The 16,542-nt window shown below is 67.1% G+C and carries 13 protein-coding genes; 6 read left to right on the forward strand and 7 right to left on the reverse strand.

Translation table 11 applies throughout. The annotated features are described in order from the left end of the window. Positions 1-199: 199 nt before the first annotated feature. Together ACWDUA_RS13215 and ACWDUA_RS13220 are read left to right on the forward strand one after the other, a co-directional pair. Positions 200-1,861, forward strand: a complete 1,662-nt coding sequence (locus ACWDUA_RS13215; protein ID WP_449751464.1) for a long-chain-fatty-acid--CoA ligase — start codon at positions 200-202, stop codon at positions 1,859-1,861. Positions 1,862-1,888: 27 nt separating this feature from the next. After that, positions 1,889-3,049: an acyl-CoA dehydrogenase family protein gene (locus tag ACWDUA_RS13220; RefSeq protein ID WP_449751465.1), complete on the forward strand. Its 1,161-nt coding sequence runs from the start codon at positions 1,889-1,891 to the stop codon at positions 3,047-3,049. Between the two features lie 178 nt (positions 3,050-3,227). On the opposite strand, the gene tuf is transcribed toward ACWDUA_RS13220, so the two are convergent. The 6 genes from tuf to ACWDUA_RS13250 all read right to left on the reverse strand — a co-directional run bounded on the left by tuf (position 3,228) and on the right by ACWDUA_RS13250 (position 9,667). After that, positions 3,228-4,418 carry an elongation factor Tu gene (gene tuf, locus ACWDUA_RS13225; RefSeq protein WP_449751466.1) on the reverse strand — a complete coding sequence of 397 codons (1,191 nt, stop codon included), beginning with the start codon at positions 4,416-4,418 and terminating at the stop codon, positions 3,228-3,230. 128 nt (positions 4,419-4,546) lie between these two features. Next, a complete protein-coding gene (fusA, locus tag ACWDUA_RS13230; RefSeq protein WP_449751467.1) occupies positions 4,547-6,652 on the reverse strand; it encodes an elongation factor G in 2,106 nt (701 codons plus the stop codon). An 87-nt stretch (positions 6,653-6,739) separates the two neighbouring features. After that, on the reverse strand, positions 6,740-7,210 hold the full coding sequence (rpsG, locus tag ACWDUA_RS13235) for a 30S ribosomal protein S7 (protein ID WP_449751468.1): 471 nt from the start codon (positions 7,208-7,210) through the stop codon (positions 6,740-6,742). 6 nt (positions 7,211-7,216) lie between these two features. After that, complete coding sequence (gene rpsL, locus ACWDUA_RS13240) at positions 7,217-7,588, reverse strand: 30S ribosomal protein S12 (protein WP_020792705.1); 372 nt, start codon at positions 7,586-7,588, stop codon at positions 7,217-7,219. A 548-nt stretch (positions 7,589-8,136) separates the two neighbouring features. Next, complete coding sequence (locus tag ACWDUA_RS13245) at positions 8,137-8,727, reverse strand: hypothetical protein (protein WP_449751469.1); 591 nt, start codon at positions 8,725-8,727, stop codon at positions 8,137-8,139. 58 nt (positions 8,728-8,785) lie between these two features. After that, positions 8,786-9,667: an exodeoxyribonuclease III gene (locus ACWDUA_RS13250; RefSeq protein WP_449751470.1), complete on the reverse strand. Its 882-nt coding sequence runs from the start codon at positions 9,665-9,667 to the stop codon at positions 8,786-8,788. A gap of 78 nt (positions 9,668-9,745) precedes the next feature. On the opposite strand from ACWDUA_RS13250, the gene ACWDUA_RS13255 reads away from it, so the two are divergent. Further along, the gene (locus ACWDUA_RS13255) at positions 9,746-10,249 is read left to right on the forward strand and encodes a hypothetical protein (RefSeq protein WP_449751471.1); all 504 of its coding nucleotides are present in this window, start codon (positions 9,746-9,748) and stop codon (positions 10,247-10,249) included. 52 nt (positions 10,250-10,301) lie between these two features. Then, complete coding sequence (locus ACWDUA_RS13260) at positions 10,302-11,954, forward strand: sigma-54-dependent Fis family transcriptional regulator (protein ID WP_449751472.1); 1,653 nt, start codon at positions 10,302-10,304, stop codon at positions 11,952-11,954. Here ACWDUA_RS13260 and ACWDUA_RS13265 read toward each other — a convergent pair. Continuing rightward, positions 11,951-13,087 carry an HPP family protein gene (locus ACWDUA_RS13265; protein WP_449751473.1) on the reverse strand — a complete coding sequence of 379 codons (1,137 nt, stop codon included), beginning with the start codon at positions 13,085-13,087 and terminating at the stop codon, positions 11,951-11,953. The genes ACWDUA_RS13260 and ACWDUA_RS13265 overlap by 4 nt on opposite strands. 339 nt (positions 13,088-13,426) lie before the next feature. Between ACWDUA_RS13265 and ACWDUA_RS13270 the strand changes: the two genes are divergently transcribed. Both ACWDUA_RS13270 and ACWDUA_RS13275 read left to right on the forward strand, forming a co-directional pair. Further along, positions 13,427-14,923, forward strand: a complete 1,497-nt coding sequence (locus ACWDUA_RS13270; protein WP_449751474.1) for an aldehyde dehydrogenase family protein — start codon at positions 13,427-13,429, stop codon at positions 14,921-14,923. Between the two features lie 63 nt (positions 14,924-14,986). Further along, entirely contained in the window at positions 14,987-16,105 is a 1,119-nt protein-coding gene (locus tag ACWDUA_RS13275; protein ID WP_449751475.1) for an NDMA-dependent alcohol dehydrogenase, read from the forward strand. Positions 16,106-16,542: the final 437 nt, after the last annotated feature.

The raw sequence follows: 16,542 nt of genomic DNA on the forward strand, positions 1-16,542 counted from the left end.
GACCGATTGTACAAGGACATAGTTCCCTTTACATCCGAACGGCAAACTGTACAGTTGTATTGTCTTCGACCCGGTGTGACCCAGCACAACCGTCTCCGTGAATGCGAGCGCAACCTCACACGCCTCCGCATCCGGGGCACCTGTGCGGCATCGGACCCGCCGACATCGCCAGCATCGAACGCATGTGAAGGACACCGACATGACCGAGATCGTCCGGGGACTGCCGTCCACGCACGGGGATTCCTACCAGCTCAACACCACCACCCTGATCCGACACAGCGCGCGCACCTACCCGGAGCAGGAGATCGTCTTCCGCAACACCGACGGGTCCTGGGGTCGCTACACCTATGCCGACTGCTTCACCCGCACCCAGCGCGCCGCGAACGTGCTGACCGGCCTCGGCGTGGCACCCGCCGACGTCGTCGGCGTGCTCGACTGGAACAGCAAACGCCATTTCGAGTTGTACTGGGCGATCTCCGGCACCGGCGCGGTGATGCTGCAGATGAACCTGCGCCTGTCCCCGGAGGATCTGGGCTATGTGGCCGGACACTCCCGCGCCTCGGTGGTGCTCGTCGACGAGACCCTGCTGCCGGTGGCCGAGGCGATCGCGCCGCACGCCCCGGGTGTGCGCCAGTGGGTCGTGATGAGCGACCGACCGCTCGCCGAGATCACCACCACTCTGCCCGGAGTGGTGCACTACGAGGACCTGATGGCCGCCGCCGAGCCGACCTACGACTGGCCGGTCATCGACGAGACCTCTTCGTACAGTGCGTGTTACACCACCGGAACCACCGGGCGACCCAAAGGGGTCTACTACTCGCACCGCGGCATCTATCTGCACACCATGGCCGAGGCCGCCAATCTCGGCATGGACGCCTCCGACGCCGTCATGCTGATCACCCCGATGTTCCACTCGTCGTGCTGGGGCCTGCCGCAGTCGGCGGTGCACAGTGCCGCCAAGGTGGTGCTCCCGGGCCGGTACGCCGCCGAGGAGACCTCGCTGCTGGTCGACACCATGATCACCGAGGGCGTCACCATCGCCAACGGGGCGCCGGCCATCTTCCAGCCGATGCTCGACTACATCACCACCCTCGACGAGAAGCCCGACTTCAGCCGCGCCCGACTACTCTGTGGCGCAACGGAACCCGCGTTGTCATTGATGAGGGGCTTCGCCGAGCTGACCGGCGCCGACATCATCCACGCCTACGGCGCCACCGAGACCACACCGCTGGTCACCATCAACCGTGGCCTGAAATACACCCTGCAGGGCAAGATCTCCGACGAGGAACGCTGGGATCTCAAGCGATGCCAGGGACTTCCGGTCAACGGCATCGATGTCCGCGTCGTCGACGCGGAGGGCAACGATCTGCCTCACGACGGGGTCAGCCAGGGCGAGCTGCTGTTCCGTGGCCCGTGGATCACCGAGCGGTACCACGACCTCGCCGACGACGCCGACAAGTTCCTCGACGGCTACTGGCGCAGCGGCGACATGGGCGTCATCTTCCCGACCGGCTACATGAAGCTCACCGACCGTCTCAAGGACGTGGTCAAGAGCGGCGGTGAGTGGATCTCGTCGATCGACATGGAGAACGCCATCATGGCACACCCGCGGGTCGCCGAGGCCGCCGTCATCGGCGTCGAGCACCCCAAGTGGCAGGAGCGACCGGTGGTACTGGTCGCCACCACCGACGGCGAGGACATCACCGTCGACGAGATCCACGCCCTGCTCGTCGACCGATTCGCCAAGTGGCAGTTGCCCGATGCGATCATCCGCGTCGACCGCCTCCCCCGCACCAGCGTCGGCAAGCTCGACAAGAAGAACATGCGCGGCACCTACGGCGACCTGTACAAGGACGCCTGACCTCCGCGCGGATCGAGAGGACACACCATGAGCATCCTGTTCCCGGACTACCGTTCGCCCTGGGAGAGCGACGATCAGACGCTGCTGCGGGCGCACGCCGCCGAATTCTTCCGCAAGGAGGCCACCCCCCACCAGGAACGCTGGGCCGAGCAGCATCAGGTCGACCGCGAGTTCTGGACCAAGGCCGGCGCCGCAGGTCTGCTGTGCCTGGACGTACCGGAGGAATTCGGTGGCGGCGGAGGCGACTTCGGTCACGAGGCGATCGTCCAACAGGAGATCTGCCTCGCGCACGACACCGCGATCGGCTTCTCCATCCACTCCACCATCGCGGCGCATTACATCGCCAACTACGCCACCGACGAGCAGCGCCGCGCCTGGCTGCCGAAGTCGGCGAGTGGAGAGCAGGTCCTGGCCATCGCGATGACCGAGCCGGGTACCGGCTCGGACCTGCAGTCGGTACGCACCACCGCGATCCGCGACGGCGACCACTACGTCGTCAACGGCTCGAAGACGTTCATCTCCAACGCCTCCCACTGCGACCTGCTGATCATCGTGGCCAAGACCGATCCGACCCTCGGGGCCAAGGGCATCTCGTTGCTGGTCGCCGAGACCGACGGCCTCGAGGGCTTCGAACGGGGCCGCGTGCTCAAGAAGATCGGCCAGCACGGCCAGGACACCCGGGAGCTGTCGTTCACCGACATGCGTATCCCGGCCGCCAACCTGCTCGGCGGGGTCGAGGGCCAGGGGTTCTACCAGCTGATGAACCAGCTGCAGCGGGAGCGCCTGATCATCGGGGTCGCCGCGATCGCCTCGGCAGAGGCCGCGGTGGCCGAGACCATCGCCTACGCCAAGCAGCGCGCCGCGTTCGGAACGCCGATCCTCGGGTTCCAGAACACGAAATTCGTTCTGGCCGAGTGCAAGGCCGAGGTCCTGGCCGGCAAGACCCTGATGGATCACTGCATCAGCGCGCAGATCGAGGGCACCCTCGACCCGGCGACGGCGTCGATGGCCAAGATGTGGGGCACCGACAAGCAGGTCGAGGTGATCGACAAGTGTCTACAGCTCTTCGGCGGCTACGGCTACATGATGGAGTATCCGATCGCGCAGATGTATGCCGCCGCGCGCGTCCAGAAGATCTACGGCGGCACCAACGAGATCATGAAGGAACTGATCAGCCGCTCGCTGTAGTCCCGGACACCTGAGCGCAGACAACAAGGAACCCCAACCGCGTAAGCGGTTGGGGTTCCTTGTTGTCAGACTCGGTGAGTCAGATCAAGAGTGAACCGATGTCACGTGTTGATCCGTGACGCAGGCCCACGCCCGAAGAACAACGCTCACACGCTGCCACGACGGGCGTGGGAAATCGTCACTTGTTGATCTTGGTGACTCGACCCGCACCAACGGTGCGGCCACCCTCGCGGATGGCGAAGCGCAGGCCCTCGTCCATGGCGACCGGCTGGATCAGCTTGACGCTCATCTCGGTGTTGTCGCCCGGCATGACCATCTCGGTGCCCTCGGGGAGGGTCACGACGCCGGTCACGTCGGTGGTACGGAAGTAGAACTGCGGACGGTAGTTGTTGAAGAACGGGGTGTGGCGGCCGCCCTCGTCCTTCGACAGGATGTACGCCTGGCCCTCGAACTCGGTGTGCGGGGTGGTGGTACCCGGCTTCACGATGACCTGGCCACGCTCGACGTCCTCACGCTTGAGGCCGCGGAGCAGCAGACCTGCGTTGTCGCCGGCCTGAGCCGAATCGAGGAGCTTGTGGAACATCTCGATACCGGTGACGGTGGTCTTCTGCGACTTCTCGCGGATGCCGACGATCTCGACTTCCTCGTTCACGTTGACCTCGCCGCGCTCCACACGACCGGTGACCACGGTGCCGCGGCCGGTGATGGTGAAGACGTCCTCGACGGGCATCAGGAACGGCTTGTCGGTCTCGCGGACCGGGTCCGGGATCGACTCGTCGACGGCGTCCATCAGGGCCTCGACGGACTTGACCCACTCCGGGTCACCCTCGAGGGCCTTCAGGGCCGAGACCTTGACGACGGGGGCTTCCTCGTCGAACTCCTGGGCGGCCAGCAGTTCGCGGACCTCCATCTCGACGAGCTCGATGATCTCTTCGTCGTCGACCATGTCGGCCTTGTTCAGGGCGACCAGGATGTAAGGAACACCGACCTGGCGGGCCAGCAGCACGTGCTCGCGGGTCTGCGGCATCGGGCCGTCGGTGGCGGCGACCACGAGGATCGCACCGTCCATCTGAGCCGCACCGGTGATCATGTTCTTGATGTAGTCGGCGTGACCCGGGGCATCGACGTGAGCGTAGTGACGCTTCTCGGTCTCGTACTCCACGTGAGAGATGTTGATCGTGATACCACGAGCCTTCTCTTCGGGAGCCTTGTCGATCTGATCGAACGCGAAGCTCTTGTTGAGCTCCGGGAACTTGTCGTGCAGGACCTTGGTGATGGCCGCGGTCAGGGTGGTCTTGCCGTGGTCGACGTGACCGATGGTGCCGATGTTCACGTGCGGCTTGGTCCGCTCGAACTTCGCCTTCGCCACTTGATTGTCCTCCTGGACTTGTTGCTACTGGGCGGATCCCAGCAGTGGTTTTCTCTTACGTTGTTCGCGCCGTGGCGCACACCTGGCGGTGTGCCGGCGCTTCGCCAAAACCTCTGGCCGAGTAGGGACTACTCGCCGGTGGCCTTCGCGATGATCTCCTTCGACACGTTCGCCGGAACCTCGGCGTACGAGTCGAACACCATGGAGTAGTTGGCCCGGCCCTGGGTCTTCGACCGAAGGTCGCCGATGTAGCCGAACATCTCCGACAGCGGAACCTGTGCCTTGACGACACGAGCACCGCTGCGCTCCTCCATGGCCTGGATCTGGCCACGGCGGGAGTTCAGGTCGCCGATCACGTCACCCATGTAGTCCTCCGGAGTCGTGACCTCGACGGCCATGATCGGCTCCAGGATGACCGGGCTCGCCATCCTCGCGGCCTCCTTGAGGGCCTGCGCACCGGCGATCTTGAAGGCCATTTCCGAGGAGTCGACGTCATGGTACTGACCGTCGAGCAGGGTGACCTTCAGGTTGACCAGCGGGTAGCCGGCGAGCACGCCGTACTGCATCGCGTCCTGCGCACCGGCATCCACCGACGGGATGTACTCGCGCGGCACGCGACCACCGGTGACGGCGTTCTCGAATTCGTAGGTCGCACCGTCCTCGGCGTCCACGAGGGGCGCGAGCTTGATGATGACCTTCGCGAACTGGCCCGAGCCACCCGTCTGCTTCTTGTGGGTGTACTCGTGCTTCTCGACCGTCTTGCGGATGGTCTCGCGGTACGCGACCTGGGGCTTGCCCACATTGGCCTCGACCTTGAACTCACGACGCATGCGGTCGACCAGGATGTCGAGGTGGAGCTCGCCCATACCGCCGATGACGGTCTGGCCGGTCTCATCGTCGAGCTGCACCGAGAAGGTCGGATCCTCTTCGGCGAGCTTCTGGATCGCGGTACCCAGCTTCTCCTGGTCCGACTTGGTCTTCGGCTCGATCGAGACGTTGATGACCGGGTCCGGGAAGCTCATCGACTCGAGCACGATCGGGGCGCTCGGATCGCACAGGGTGTCACCGGTGGTGGTGTCCTTGAGGCCGATCATCGCGTAGATGTGTCCCGCGGTGGCGTCCTCGACCGGCATCTCCTTGTTGGCATGCATCTGGAAGAGCTTGCCGATGCGTTCCTTCTTGCCCTTGGTGGCATTCAGGACCTGGGTGCCGGCAGTGATGTGACCCGAGTACACGCGGACGAAGGTCAGCTTGCCGAAGAACGGGTGGGCAGCGATCTTGAACGCCAGGGCCGAGAACGGCTCGTCGGCGGACGGCTTGCGCGACAGCGCTTCTTCTTCGTTGCCCACAGCGTGACCCTCGACCGAGGGGACGTCCAGCGGGGACGGTAGATAGGCGATGATCGCGTCCAGCATCGGCTGCACGCCCTTGTTCTTGAAGGCAGAACCACAGATGACCGGGTAGTACTCACGCGCGATGGTGAGCTTGCGGATGGCCGCCTTGATCTCGTCGGTGCTCAGCTCCTCGCCACCGAAGTACTTCTCGAGCAGCGCCTCGTCGGTCTCGGCGACCGTCTCGAGCAGCTTCTCGCGGTACTCGGCGGCCTGCTCGGCGAGATCTGCCGGGATCTCCTCGATGGTCGGCTCGGCGCCGATCTCGACCGTTCCGCGCCAGGTGATCGCCTTCTGCTCGATCAGGTCGACGACGCCGTCGAAGTTGTCCTCGGCGCCGATCGGGAGCTGCAGGACCAACGGCTTGGCCCCGAGGCGCTCCTCGATGGTGCGCACGGTGAAGAAGAAGTCTGCGCCGAGCTTGTCCATCTTGTTGACGAAGCAGATACGCGGGACGTCGTACTTCTCGGCCTGACGCCAGACCTGCTCGGACTGGGGCTCCACGCCCTCTTTGCCGTCGAAGACGGCGACCGCGCCGTCGAGCACGCGCAGGCTGCGCTCGACCTCGACGGTGAAGTCGACGTGTCCGGGAGTGTCGATGATGTTGATCTGGTTCTTGTTCCAGAAACAGGTCACCGCAGCGGAGGTGATGGTGATACCACGCTCCTTCTCCTGCTCCATCCAGTCGGTGGTCGAGGCACCGTCGTGGGTTTCACCGATCTTGTAGTTGACACCGGTGTAGTAGAGGATTCGCTCGGTCGCGGTGGTCTTGCCGGCATCGATGTGGGCCATGATGCCGATGTTGCGAACCTTGTTGAGGTCGCTGAGCACTTCCTGTGCCACGTGGTTTCCCTTCGGGAATTGCTTTGTACAAGGGACTTGTGGCCCCGCGTGACCGTGCGGGATGCGACGGTCACGCGGAGCAGGTTCTCACCAGCGGTAGTGCGCGAACGCCCGGTTGGCCTCGGCCATCTTGTGGGTGTCCTCACGACGCTTGACCGACGCGCCGAGGCCGTTGGAGGCGTCGAGCAGCTCGTTGGCCAGACGCTCGACCATGGTCTTCTCACGACGCTGCCGCGAGAAGGTCACCAGCCAGCGCAGCGCCAGGGTGTTGGCGCGGCCGGGCTTGACCTCGACCGGGACCTGGTAGGTGGCACCGCCGACGCGGCGGCTCTTGACCTCGAGGGTCGGCTTGACGTTGTCGAGGGCGCGCTTGAGGGTGACGACCGGGTCGGTGCCGGTCTTCTCGCGGGCCTGCTCGAGGGCCTGGTAGACGATCCGCTCGGCGGTCGACTTCTTGCCGTCGAGGAGGATCTTGTTGATCAGCTGGGTGACCAGGGGCGAACCGTAGACCGGGTCGTTGATCAGCGGGCGCTTGGGGGCGGGTCCTTTACGAGGCATGACTTATCAGCTCCCCTTCTTCGCGCCGTAGCGGCTACGGGCCTGCTTGCGGTCCTTGACACCCTGGGTGTCCAGCGAGCCGCGGATGATCCGGTAACGCACACCCGGGAGGTCCTTCACACGACCGCCGCGGACGAGCACCATGGAGTGCTCCTGCAGGTTGTGGCCCTCACCCGGGATGTAAGCGGTGACCTCGACGGAGCTGGTCAGGCGCACACGGGCGACCTTACGCAGCGCGGAGTTCGGCTTCTTGGGGGTGGTGGTGTAGACGCGGGTGCACACGCCGCGACGCTGCGGGCTCCCCTTGAGTGCTGCGGTCTTCTTCTTCGCAGGCTTGTCCGTGCGGCCCTTGCGGACCAACTGATTGATTGTCGGCACTTGTTGTGTTCTTCCTTTTCGGCACCGACCGTCCGTGCTTGCCGGCATGGACGGTCCCTTGCGGTTGTCGTCGTTGTGGTTTGTGCTCCGGGCAGGTTGCCGAAATCCGGGGAAACCCGGTTCTCGGCGACCTCCACAACTCGCCCCACCAGCATCTTCATGCTGGTCAGTACAGTTATCGCTACCCCGAGGTCGGGCGTGTCACGCACACCACGGCGGTCTCGCATGTCAGTCCGACGGTCCCGTCACACGGGGCGGGAGTACCCGTGCGACATGCTCACCTCGATCATCGCCAGGCGGTGACGTCGGCAGGGCACGCGGACTGGCCCGGCATGCGCCAGGCACCGACGACCAACTCTACCGATCGAGTTTGCACAGGTCAAAAATCGGATCCAGGGCGCCAACCGCGGGCGACGTCCGGGTGAGCGGCGGGTGATCGATCGATGCCGACCACGCTACGCCCCGATCCCCACTCACGGGGCCAGGTGCACGAAGTTCCCCGAGGCCGGTGCCGGCAGACCCCGGCCGACGACGTTCGGCACCGAGACTCAGTGCAGGAAGAAGTTCTTGATCACGACGATCACCGCAGCCACCAACGCGGTGAACAGCCCGGCCGCCACGACGCGGAACCCCAGCGGGTTGCCCTGCACACGCTGGGCCACGATCTGCAGCGACGCGATACGCACCACCACGATGGAGCCGGCCACCAGCTGGGTGAGCCGCGTCGGGAACAGGTCGTGATAGCCGAGGGCCAGGACGACCGCCGGCCAGACCGCCGACGACACGATCGGCAACGCATCCCGGAGCTCGTGGCGGGCGGTGCGGCGGACCGTCGCACCGTCCGGCCGACCGGACTCGGGCGGGATGCTCGCATCCCCGACCAGCTGGGCGAAGACGTGCGCGATGTAGGTGGTGGCGCCGGTGGCGAGCACGATCAGCGCGGCCGTGCCGTCGGTGATCGTGTGCGTGGTGGCGACGACCACCGCCGCGAGGACGAGGATGTTGCCGTACACATAGGCCGACAGCCGCGACGTCGCGCGGTGTCGCGGGAGTGCTCCGCCGCGCCGCTCGGTGAGTTTGCGGAACCACGTGGGTCGTCCCGCGGCGTCGTCGGTCTGGTCGGCAAGATCCTCGGTCATCGCTCAGTCCCCTGTCGTCGGATGGTCCTCGGTTGCCGGCCGCCGGACCCGGCGGCTCTCAGTCCTTGGCGTGCGGGAGCCTGGTGGTGGGTCCACCGCGCCTGGCCGGATTCGACGGCGGCGGCACCATCGGTCCGATGTCGCCGTCCGGCGCGGTGTCGACGTCGACGACCACCGGCGCGTGATCGCTGGGTTTGGTGCCCTTGCGGGCCGCGCGGTCGACCCAGGCCGCCGCCACCCGATCCGACACCGACGACCCGGCCAGGATCAGGTCGATCCGCATGCCCAGATCCTTGTGGAACATCCCGGCGCGATAGTCCCAGTAGCTGTACACCCGCTCGTCGGGCCAGCGGCGGCGCACCACGTCGGTCAGCCCGAGTCCCTCGAGTCCGGCGAGGGCCTTGCGTTCGGGCTCGGTCACGTGGGTGTGACCGGCGAAGGCACGGGGGTCGTAGACGTCCGCGTCGGCCGGGGCGATGTTGATGTCGCCGCACAACACGGTGCCGGCGGCCTCGGGTTCGACCACCTGGCGAAGCCGGTCCAGCCAGGCGAGCTTGTAGTGGTAGTGGTCGGAGTCGATCTCTCGCCCGTTGGGGACATAGAGGGAGTACACCCGCGCCCCACCACACACCGCCGACACCGCGCGCGCCTCGGGCTTGTCGTCGCGGTCGGGAAAGCCGGGGGCGCCGTCGAATCCGCGCCGGACGTCGTCGAGCCCCACCTTCGACAGGATCGCCACACCGTTCCACTGCCCCTGCCCGACGTGCACGAACTCGTAGCCGCGGTCGGTGAACTCGGGTCCGAGGACCGTGTCGAAGACGTCGTCGGAGAGTTTGGTCTCCTGCAGGCACACCACATCGGGCCGCCGCTCGTCCAACCACGGCAGCAATCGGGGGATCCGCTGCTTCACCGAGTTCACATTCCAGGTCGCGACACGCATGGGATCAGGCTAGTGCCGGACCCCGCCGCCGCGGTAACGCCGGCGACGTCCCGTCGCCGGTCCGCCTACCGTGGTGGTATGCGTGTACCGGGCCGCCCGAGACGACTGACCAACGCGGAGAAGGACTTCGCGCGAGCGGTGTTCGGGCCGGGGGCGAACTGGCTCGACACGGTCGTGCTCACCGGGTTCATCGGGTGGCACGGGCGCGCCTTCGTCCTCCCGCTCACCCGACGGACCGTGCTGTGCAACATCGGCGACTGCGCGGCTGCCCCGACCACGTCGTCGACGCCGGTCTATCCGCAGCCGGGCCGACTCTTCATCCACGAGCTCGTCCACGTCTGGCAGTTCACACATCGTCGCCGCGCCCGGACGCTCGCCATCGCGATCGGCGAACAGGTGCGCTACCTGCGGGGCACGAACGTCTACCACCTCACCGCCACCCCGCCCGAGTGGGATGCGATGACACTGGAACAGCAGGCCACCCTGGTCGACCGATGGTTCTCCGGCAGCTCGCCCACCCGTGCGCCGATGGACCCCGACAGCCCGCACCGTCGGTTCGTCGAGCGCGTCCGCGACTCCTGAGCAGACCGGCGTCACCACCGGCCTTCCCCTCACCGCCCCGGTGTGTGATGGTGTGAGGATCGACATACCGAACGGCCAGTGGCCCACCCGGACCGACCCGCCGCCTCACCGCACCGTGATCGCGCAGAGCTGGCGGCGTTCTGCGCTGTCGGGGGTGCATCCGCAGACCACCACGCTCCCCGACCCCGTCGACGTGACCTCCGCCGACCCATTGCTCGACGCCGCGCGTCCGGTACTCGACGAGGCGGCGGTCCGCATCGCCGACACCGACATGTCGCTGCTGCTCGTCGACCACGAGTGCCGGATGGTGTCGCGGGTGACGGCCGGCACCACCATCGAACGCATCCTCGACGATGCGGGCGCGGCCAGCGGAGTGCGGTTCGCCGAGTCCGCGGTCGGCACCACCGCACTCGGCACACCTGCCGAGATCCGCCGCGCCGTACTGGTCAACGGCTCCGAGCACTACCTCGACCGGTTCAAGCAGCTCAGCTGCTTCGGGCAACCGATCATCCATCCCGCGACCCGCCGCCTGGTGGGCAGCCTGTGCATGACCGAGGTCGCCGACCGCGCCAATCCCCTGTCGATCCCGTTCGTCACCGGGATCGTCAACGACATCGCCGACCGCCTCCTCGACCGGTCGCGCGCACACCAGCGTCGTGTGCTCGACGCCTTCCAGCGGGCCGCACCCCGACGTGACGTCGCGGTGGCGGCCCTCGGGGACGATCTGCAGCTCACCAATGCCCTGGCCGCCGACCTGCTCTCCGCCAGCGACATCGGCACCCTGCGGATGATCGTCGCCGACCCGTCGCTGCACGCGACGACGATGCGCACCACTCTGACGTCGGGTACCGCGGTGGAGGTCGTCGTCGATCCCGTCGGCGGCACCCACGGCGCGGCGGTGTTCCATCTGCGACCGGCGCCGGCCACATCCCTGCGCCCGCCCGCCCGCACCCCGACCACGCCCACTCCCAGCACCGCCATCACCGGTGAACCCGGGACCGGCCGCAGCACCGAGGCGCACCGGGTGGCCACCGACCTCGCCGACGCCCCGCCGGTCGTCGTCGACATCGCCGAGACCCTCCTCGCGGGCACCCCACCGGACATCCCCACTCTCCTCGCTCAGGCCCGCGCCCACGGATCGGCCCTGATCGTCGACGGCGCCGACCTGCTCGACGACCGCTCGCTGGCCCTGCTGCGCCATGCCGCCGCACGGACGTCGTCGACCGCCCCGCTGATCGTGGTGACCGGCCCGGCCACACAGATCGGGGCGGGTGCCGCCGCGCTACTCGGACAGTGCAGCAGACGGATCGACCTGCCACCGCTGCGGCATCGCACCACCGAGCTGGCGGTGATCGCGACATCGATCATCACCGAGCTCGCCCCGGGCACCGAGTTGACCAGCGGTGCCGCCGACGCGCTGCTGTCGCAGGAGTGGCCGGGCAACCTCACCGAGCTGGTGGGCGCGCTCGGCGAGGCGGTCGCGGCGAGCGCCACCCGCGGGGCACGCTCCGTCGACCTCGCGGACCTGCCCGAGCGGTACCGCACCACCAGCCGCGCGTCGCACCTGGCAGGGCGGGAGCAGGCCGAGCGTCAGGCGATCATCGATGCGCTGGACCGCAACGGTCACAACAAGGTGCATGCGGCCCGCGAACTGGGCATCAGCAGAACCACGCTCTACGCCCGGATCCGCGCGCTCGGGATCTAGCGACTCGGGACGGGGCTCTCGCCATCGGGGGCGGGCCCGGCCTCGTCGGCACGCAATGTCCTACGGGCCAGTGCGGTGATCAGGTCGGTCTGGGTGACGATGCCGACGATCTGGCCGCCGTCGAGCACCGGCACGGCGTCGCATCCGCCGTCGGCGAGCAGCGGCAGCAGTGCGGCCACCGGGGTGTCGGGGTGTGCCACCGGCAGGTCCACGTCCATCACGTCGGCGGCACCGACCGGTGTCCGATGTCCGGCGAGCGCGGTGACCAGGTGGATCTGGAAGACCACACCCGCGTAGCTGCCGTCGTCGGCGATCACCGGCAACGAGGTGAACCCGTACTCGCCGAACAGCTGCGCGAGTCGTTCCGGGGTGGTGTCGGGAGCCACCGTGATCAGGTCGCGCGACATCACCGACGCGGCGTCGAGCGGGTCGGTCCGATGCCCGGCGGCCTGCAACTCGGCGGCACCGATCAACCGAGCGAGGTCGGCGACGCCGAGGTTCAGCGACTGCCGGTAGCGGGCCAGGATGCCGGTCAGCTCGTCCTCGGTCAGGCCGAGTCGTTCGGTCGGGCGCGGCTCTTCGGCGAACTGCCGGAACGGGTAGTGCCGGCGGGTCGCGCGGCCGTAGACGGCAGCGACGACCACCAGCAGGCAGACACCCACGGCCACCGGGGCGAGCGCAAAACGAAAACCCAATGCGTGCACCGTATCCGGTGACAATGCGGCGGTGAGTGCGACCGCCCCGGCCGGCGGATGCACAGCACGACAGGCGATCATCGCGGTCACCGCGAGGCCCACGGCGAGCACCACACGCAGGATCGGTTGAGACACGGTCAGTGTCACCGCCACACCCACGACCGCCGAGAGCACACTGCCCACCACGGTCGGCCAGGGTTGCGCGAGCGGACTGCTCGGTGCCGCGAAGACGAGGACGGTCGTCGCGCCGAACGGCGCGATCATGAACAGCCCGGTGGTCAGGTCCACGCCCGAACATGCGAGGACCGCACCGACGACGGCCATGCCGAGCAGCGAGCCGACACCGGCACGGATCGCTTCCCACGGTGTTCCCCCCGACGATGCCGGTCCGAGGCTCCGGATCGCGGCGCGGATCGACGCCGCGCGTCTGGTGGGCATGCTCGGAACTCCTGTCGGGGTCGGCGGCGATCCCACGCTATCGCTGTCCGATTGCCTCACCGGGCAGGCCCCGACCGTGCGACCGCCATCGCCGGGAAGTGTCCTCGCCGTGGTGCCCGTCGGGCACTGCCCGACCGGACAGGGCTCGACAAGGCAGGGCTCGACAAGGCAGGGCTCGACAAGGCAGGGCTCGATCCGATCCCGACCGATCGCCGGAACTGTCCACCCCGCACTGTTCAGTTTCTGGACATCCCGGCCCACTCATGCGGTGGCAGAAATAGATGCAGATGCGCATCTATGACCCAGATCACTCCCACCGAGTTCAGACCAGGAGCACACATGACCGCTGTCGCCACCGAGCCCTTGCCCGCCATCCGTGACTTCATCTCCCGCGATCGTCAGATGCTGATCGGCGGGGAGTGGGTGTCGGCCGCATCGGGCCGGACCTTCGAGACCATCGACCCGGCCACCGGCAGGCCGCTGACCTCCGTCGCCCACGGTGACGCCTCCGATGTCGACCGCGCGGTCCGCGCGGCCCGCGTGGCGTTCACCGACGGCCCGTGGTCTCGGATGAAACCCAACGAGCGGGAACGACTGTTGTGGCGGGTGGGCGACATCCTGACCGAACGGGCCGAGGAGTTCGGTCAGCTCGAGGCCCTCGACAACGGCAAGGCAGCGACCATCGCCACCGCTGTCGACGTCGCCTGGTCTGCCGACATCTTCCGCTACAACGCCGGGCTGGCCACCAAGATCACCGGTTCCACCGTCGACGTGTCGATGCCGTTCGTGCCCGGTGGCGAGTTCCACGCCTACACCCTGCGCGAGCCGGTCGGCGTGTGCGGGCTGATCGTGCCGTGGAACTTCCCGCTGCTGATGGCCGCCTTCAAGCTGGCCCCGGCACTCGCGGCCGGAAACACCGTGATCCTCAAGCCCGCCGAGCAGACCCCGCTCACCGCACTGCTGCTCGGAGAGGTCTTCTGCGAGGCCGGTTTCCCGCCCGGTGTGGTCAACATCGTCACCGGCTTCGGTGACGCCGGTGCCGCGTTGTCGGCGCATGACGACGTCGACAAGATCGCGTTCACCGGGTCCACCGAGGTCGGCAAGAAGATCGTCGACGCCGCGAAGGGCAACCTGAAGAAGGTGTCACTCGAGCTCGGCGGCAAGAGCCCCAACATCGTCTTCGCCGACGCCGATTTCGAGAAGGCCGTCGCCGGTTCGGTCGCGGCGTGGATGTTCAACCACGGCCAGTGCTGTGTGGCCGGGACCCGCCTCTTCGTCGAACGCCCCATCTTCGACGACTTCACCGCCGCCGTCGCCGAGGCCGCGTCGAAGGCCACCATCGGACCGGGCCTCGACCCCGCCACCGAACTCGGCCCGCTGGTCAGCCAGGAGCAGTTCGACCGCGTGTCCGGCTACCTGGCCGCGGGCATCGCCGACGGCGCCCGGGCACTCACCGGTGGAAAGCGCTGGGGCACTGAGGGATTCTTCATCGAACCAACGGTGTTCGTCGACGTCGAACCCAACTTCTCGATCGTGCAGGAAGAGATCTTCGGGCCCGTCGTCGCGGCGATGCCCTTCGATGCCGACACCGGGGTGACCGCTGCGGCCAACGACTCCATCTACGGTCTCGCCGCGGGTATCTGGACGCAGGATCTCTCGAAGGCACACAAGACCGCCCGTCAGATCAAGGCCGGCTCGGTGTGGGTCAACCAGTACAACGGCTTCGACACCGCCATGCCGTTCGGCGGCTACAAGCAGTCGGGCTGGGGCCGCGAACTCGGCCAGTCCGCCATCGAGCTCTACACCCAGACCAAGGCCGTCAACATCGCCCTCTGATCGCGCCTCACACCACGATTCACCCCCACGACATCTCACCCCTACGACAAAGGAGTTCACACCATGAGCATGACCACCAAGGCCGCCGTCCTCACCGGCCCCGGAAAGCCGTTCGAGATCATCGAACTCGACCTCGACGAGCCCAAAGAGGGTGAGGTGCTGATCAAGTACACCGCCGCCGGTCTGTGCCACTCCGATCTGCATCTCACCGACGGCGACCTCCCGCCGCGCTATCCGATCGTCGGCGGTCACGAGGGGTCGGGCATCATCGAGGCCATCGGTCCGGGCGTCACCAAGGTCAAGCCGGGCGATCACGTGGTGTGCAGCTTCATCCCCAACTGCGGCACCTGCCGCTACTGTTCCACCGGTCGACAGAACCTGTGTGACATGGGTGCCACCATCCTGGAGGGCTCCATGCCCGACGGAACCTTCCGATTCCACTCCGGCAAGGACGATTTCGGCGCGATGTGCATGCTCGGCACCTTCGCCGAGCGCGCCACCATCAGCCAGCACTCGGTGGTCAAGGTCGACGACTGGCTACCGCTGGACAAGGCCGTGCTGGTCGGCTGCGGTGTGCCGTCGGGCTGGGGTACCTCGGTGTACGCCGGAGGGGTCCAAGCCGGTGACACCGTGGTGATCTACGGCATCGGCGGCCTGGGTATCAACGCGGTGCAGGGTGCGGTGTCGGCGGGTGCCAAGTACGTCGTGGCCGTCGATCCGGTCGCCCTGAAGCGCGAGACCGCCCTGAAGTTCGGTGCCACGCATGCCTTCGCCGATGCCGACGAGGCCGCCGCCAAGGTCAACGAGCTCACCTGGGGTCAGGGTGCCGATCAGGCGCTGATCCTGGTCGGCACCGTCGACGAGCAGGTGGTGCAGAGCGCGACCGCGGTGATCGGCAAGGGCGGCACCGTGGTGATCACCGGTCTGGCCGATCCCACCAAGCTCACCGTGCACGTGTCGGGCACCGATCTGACCCTGAACCAGAAGACCATCAAGGGCACTCTGTTCGGTTCGGCCAATCCGCAGTACGACATCGTCCGCCTGCTGCGCCTCTACGATGCAGGCCAGCTGAAGCTCGACGAGCTGATCACCCAGACCTACACCCTCGACCAGGTGAACGACGGGTACCAGGATCTGCGCGACGGCAAGAACATTCGTGGCGTGATCATCCACGACAACTGACCGACACCCAGGGACGCGACCACCGCCGAGGTGGTCGCGTCCCGGAGCTCGGCTGTCCGAGGTTTCGACACAGGTCCTCGCTCCGCTCGGTCCTGGCTCAACCACCCACTGCTCATTGCTGAGTGAGCACGACACCCCAGCGGCGATTGAACCGTCCCCCCTTGATGATTGAGCCGGGACCGAGCCGCAAAGGCGAGGACCCGAGTCGAAATCCCCGCAACACCCCCACGACCGCAACCACCTCCACACCGGTCACGCCCCGAGCACGACTGTCCGAGGTTTCGACACAGGTCCTCGCTCCGCTCGGTCCTGGCTCAACCACCCACCAGGCGTCGCTGATCGAGCACGACACCCCAGCGGCGATTGAACCGTCCCCCCTTGATGATTGAGCCGGGACCGAGCCGCAAAGGCGAGGACCCGAGTCGAAATCCCCGCAA

The sequence above is a fragment of the Gordonia sp. NPDC003376 genome (genome assembly GCF_053589235.1).

What these genes read in the sequence shown, in the direction of transcription:
- ACWDUA_RS13255 (WP_449751471.1), top strand. Translation starts at nt 9,746, where the DNA reads ATGCGTGTACCGGGCCGCCCGAGACGACTGACCAACGCGGAGAAGGAC.
- ACWDUA_RS13275 (WP_449751475.1), top strand. Translation starts at nt 14,987, where the DNA reads ATGAGCATGACCACCAAGGCCGCCGTCCTCACCGGCCCCGGAAAGCCG.
- rpsG (WP_449751468.1), bottom strand. Translation starts at nt 7,210, where the DNA reads ATGCCTCGTAAAGGACCCGCCCCCAAGCGCCCGCTGATCAACGACCCG.
- ACWDUA_RS13265 (WP_449751473.1), bottom strand. Translation starts at nt 13,087, where the DNA reads ATGCCCACCAGACGCGCGGCGTCGATCCGCGCCGCGATCCGGAGCCTC.
- ACWDUA_RS13250 (WP_449751470.1), bottom strand. Translation starts at nt 9,667, where the DNA reads ATGCGTGTCGCGACCTGGAATGTGAACTCGGTGAAGCAGCGGATCCCC.
- ACWDUA_RS13215 (WP_449751464.1), top strand. Translation starts at nt 200, where the DNA reads ATGACCGAGATCGTCCGGGGACTGCCGTCCACGCACGGGGATTCCTAC.
- ACWDUA_RS13220 (WP_449751465.1), top strand. Translation starts at nt 1,889, where the DNA reads ATGAGCATCCTGTTCCCGGACTACCGTTCGCCCTGGGAGAGCGACGAT.
- ACWDUA_RS13245 (WP_449751469.1), bottom strand. Translation starts at nt 8,727, where the DNA reads ATGACCGAGGATCTTGCCGACCAGACCGACGACGCCGCGGGACGACCC.
- ACWDUA_RS13270 (WP_449751474.1), top strand. Translation starts at nt 13,427, where the DNA reads ATGACCGCTGTCGCCACCGAGCCCTTGCCCGCCATCCGTGACTTCATC.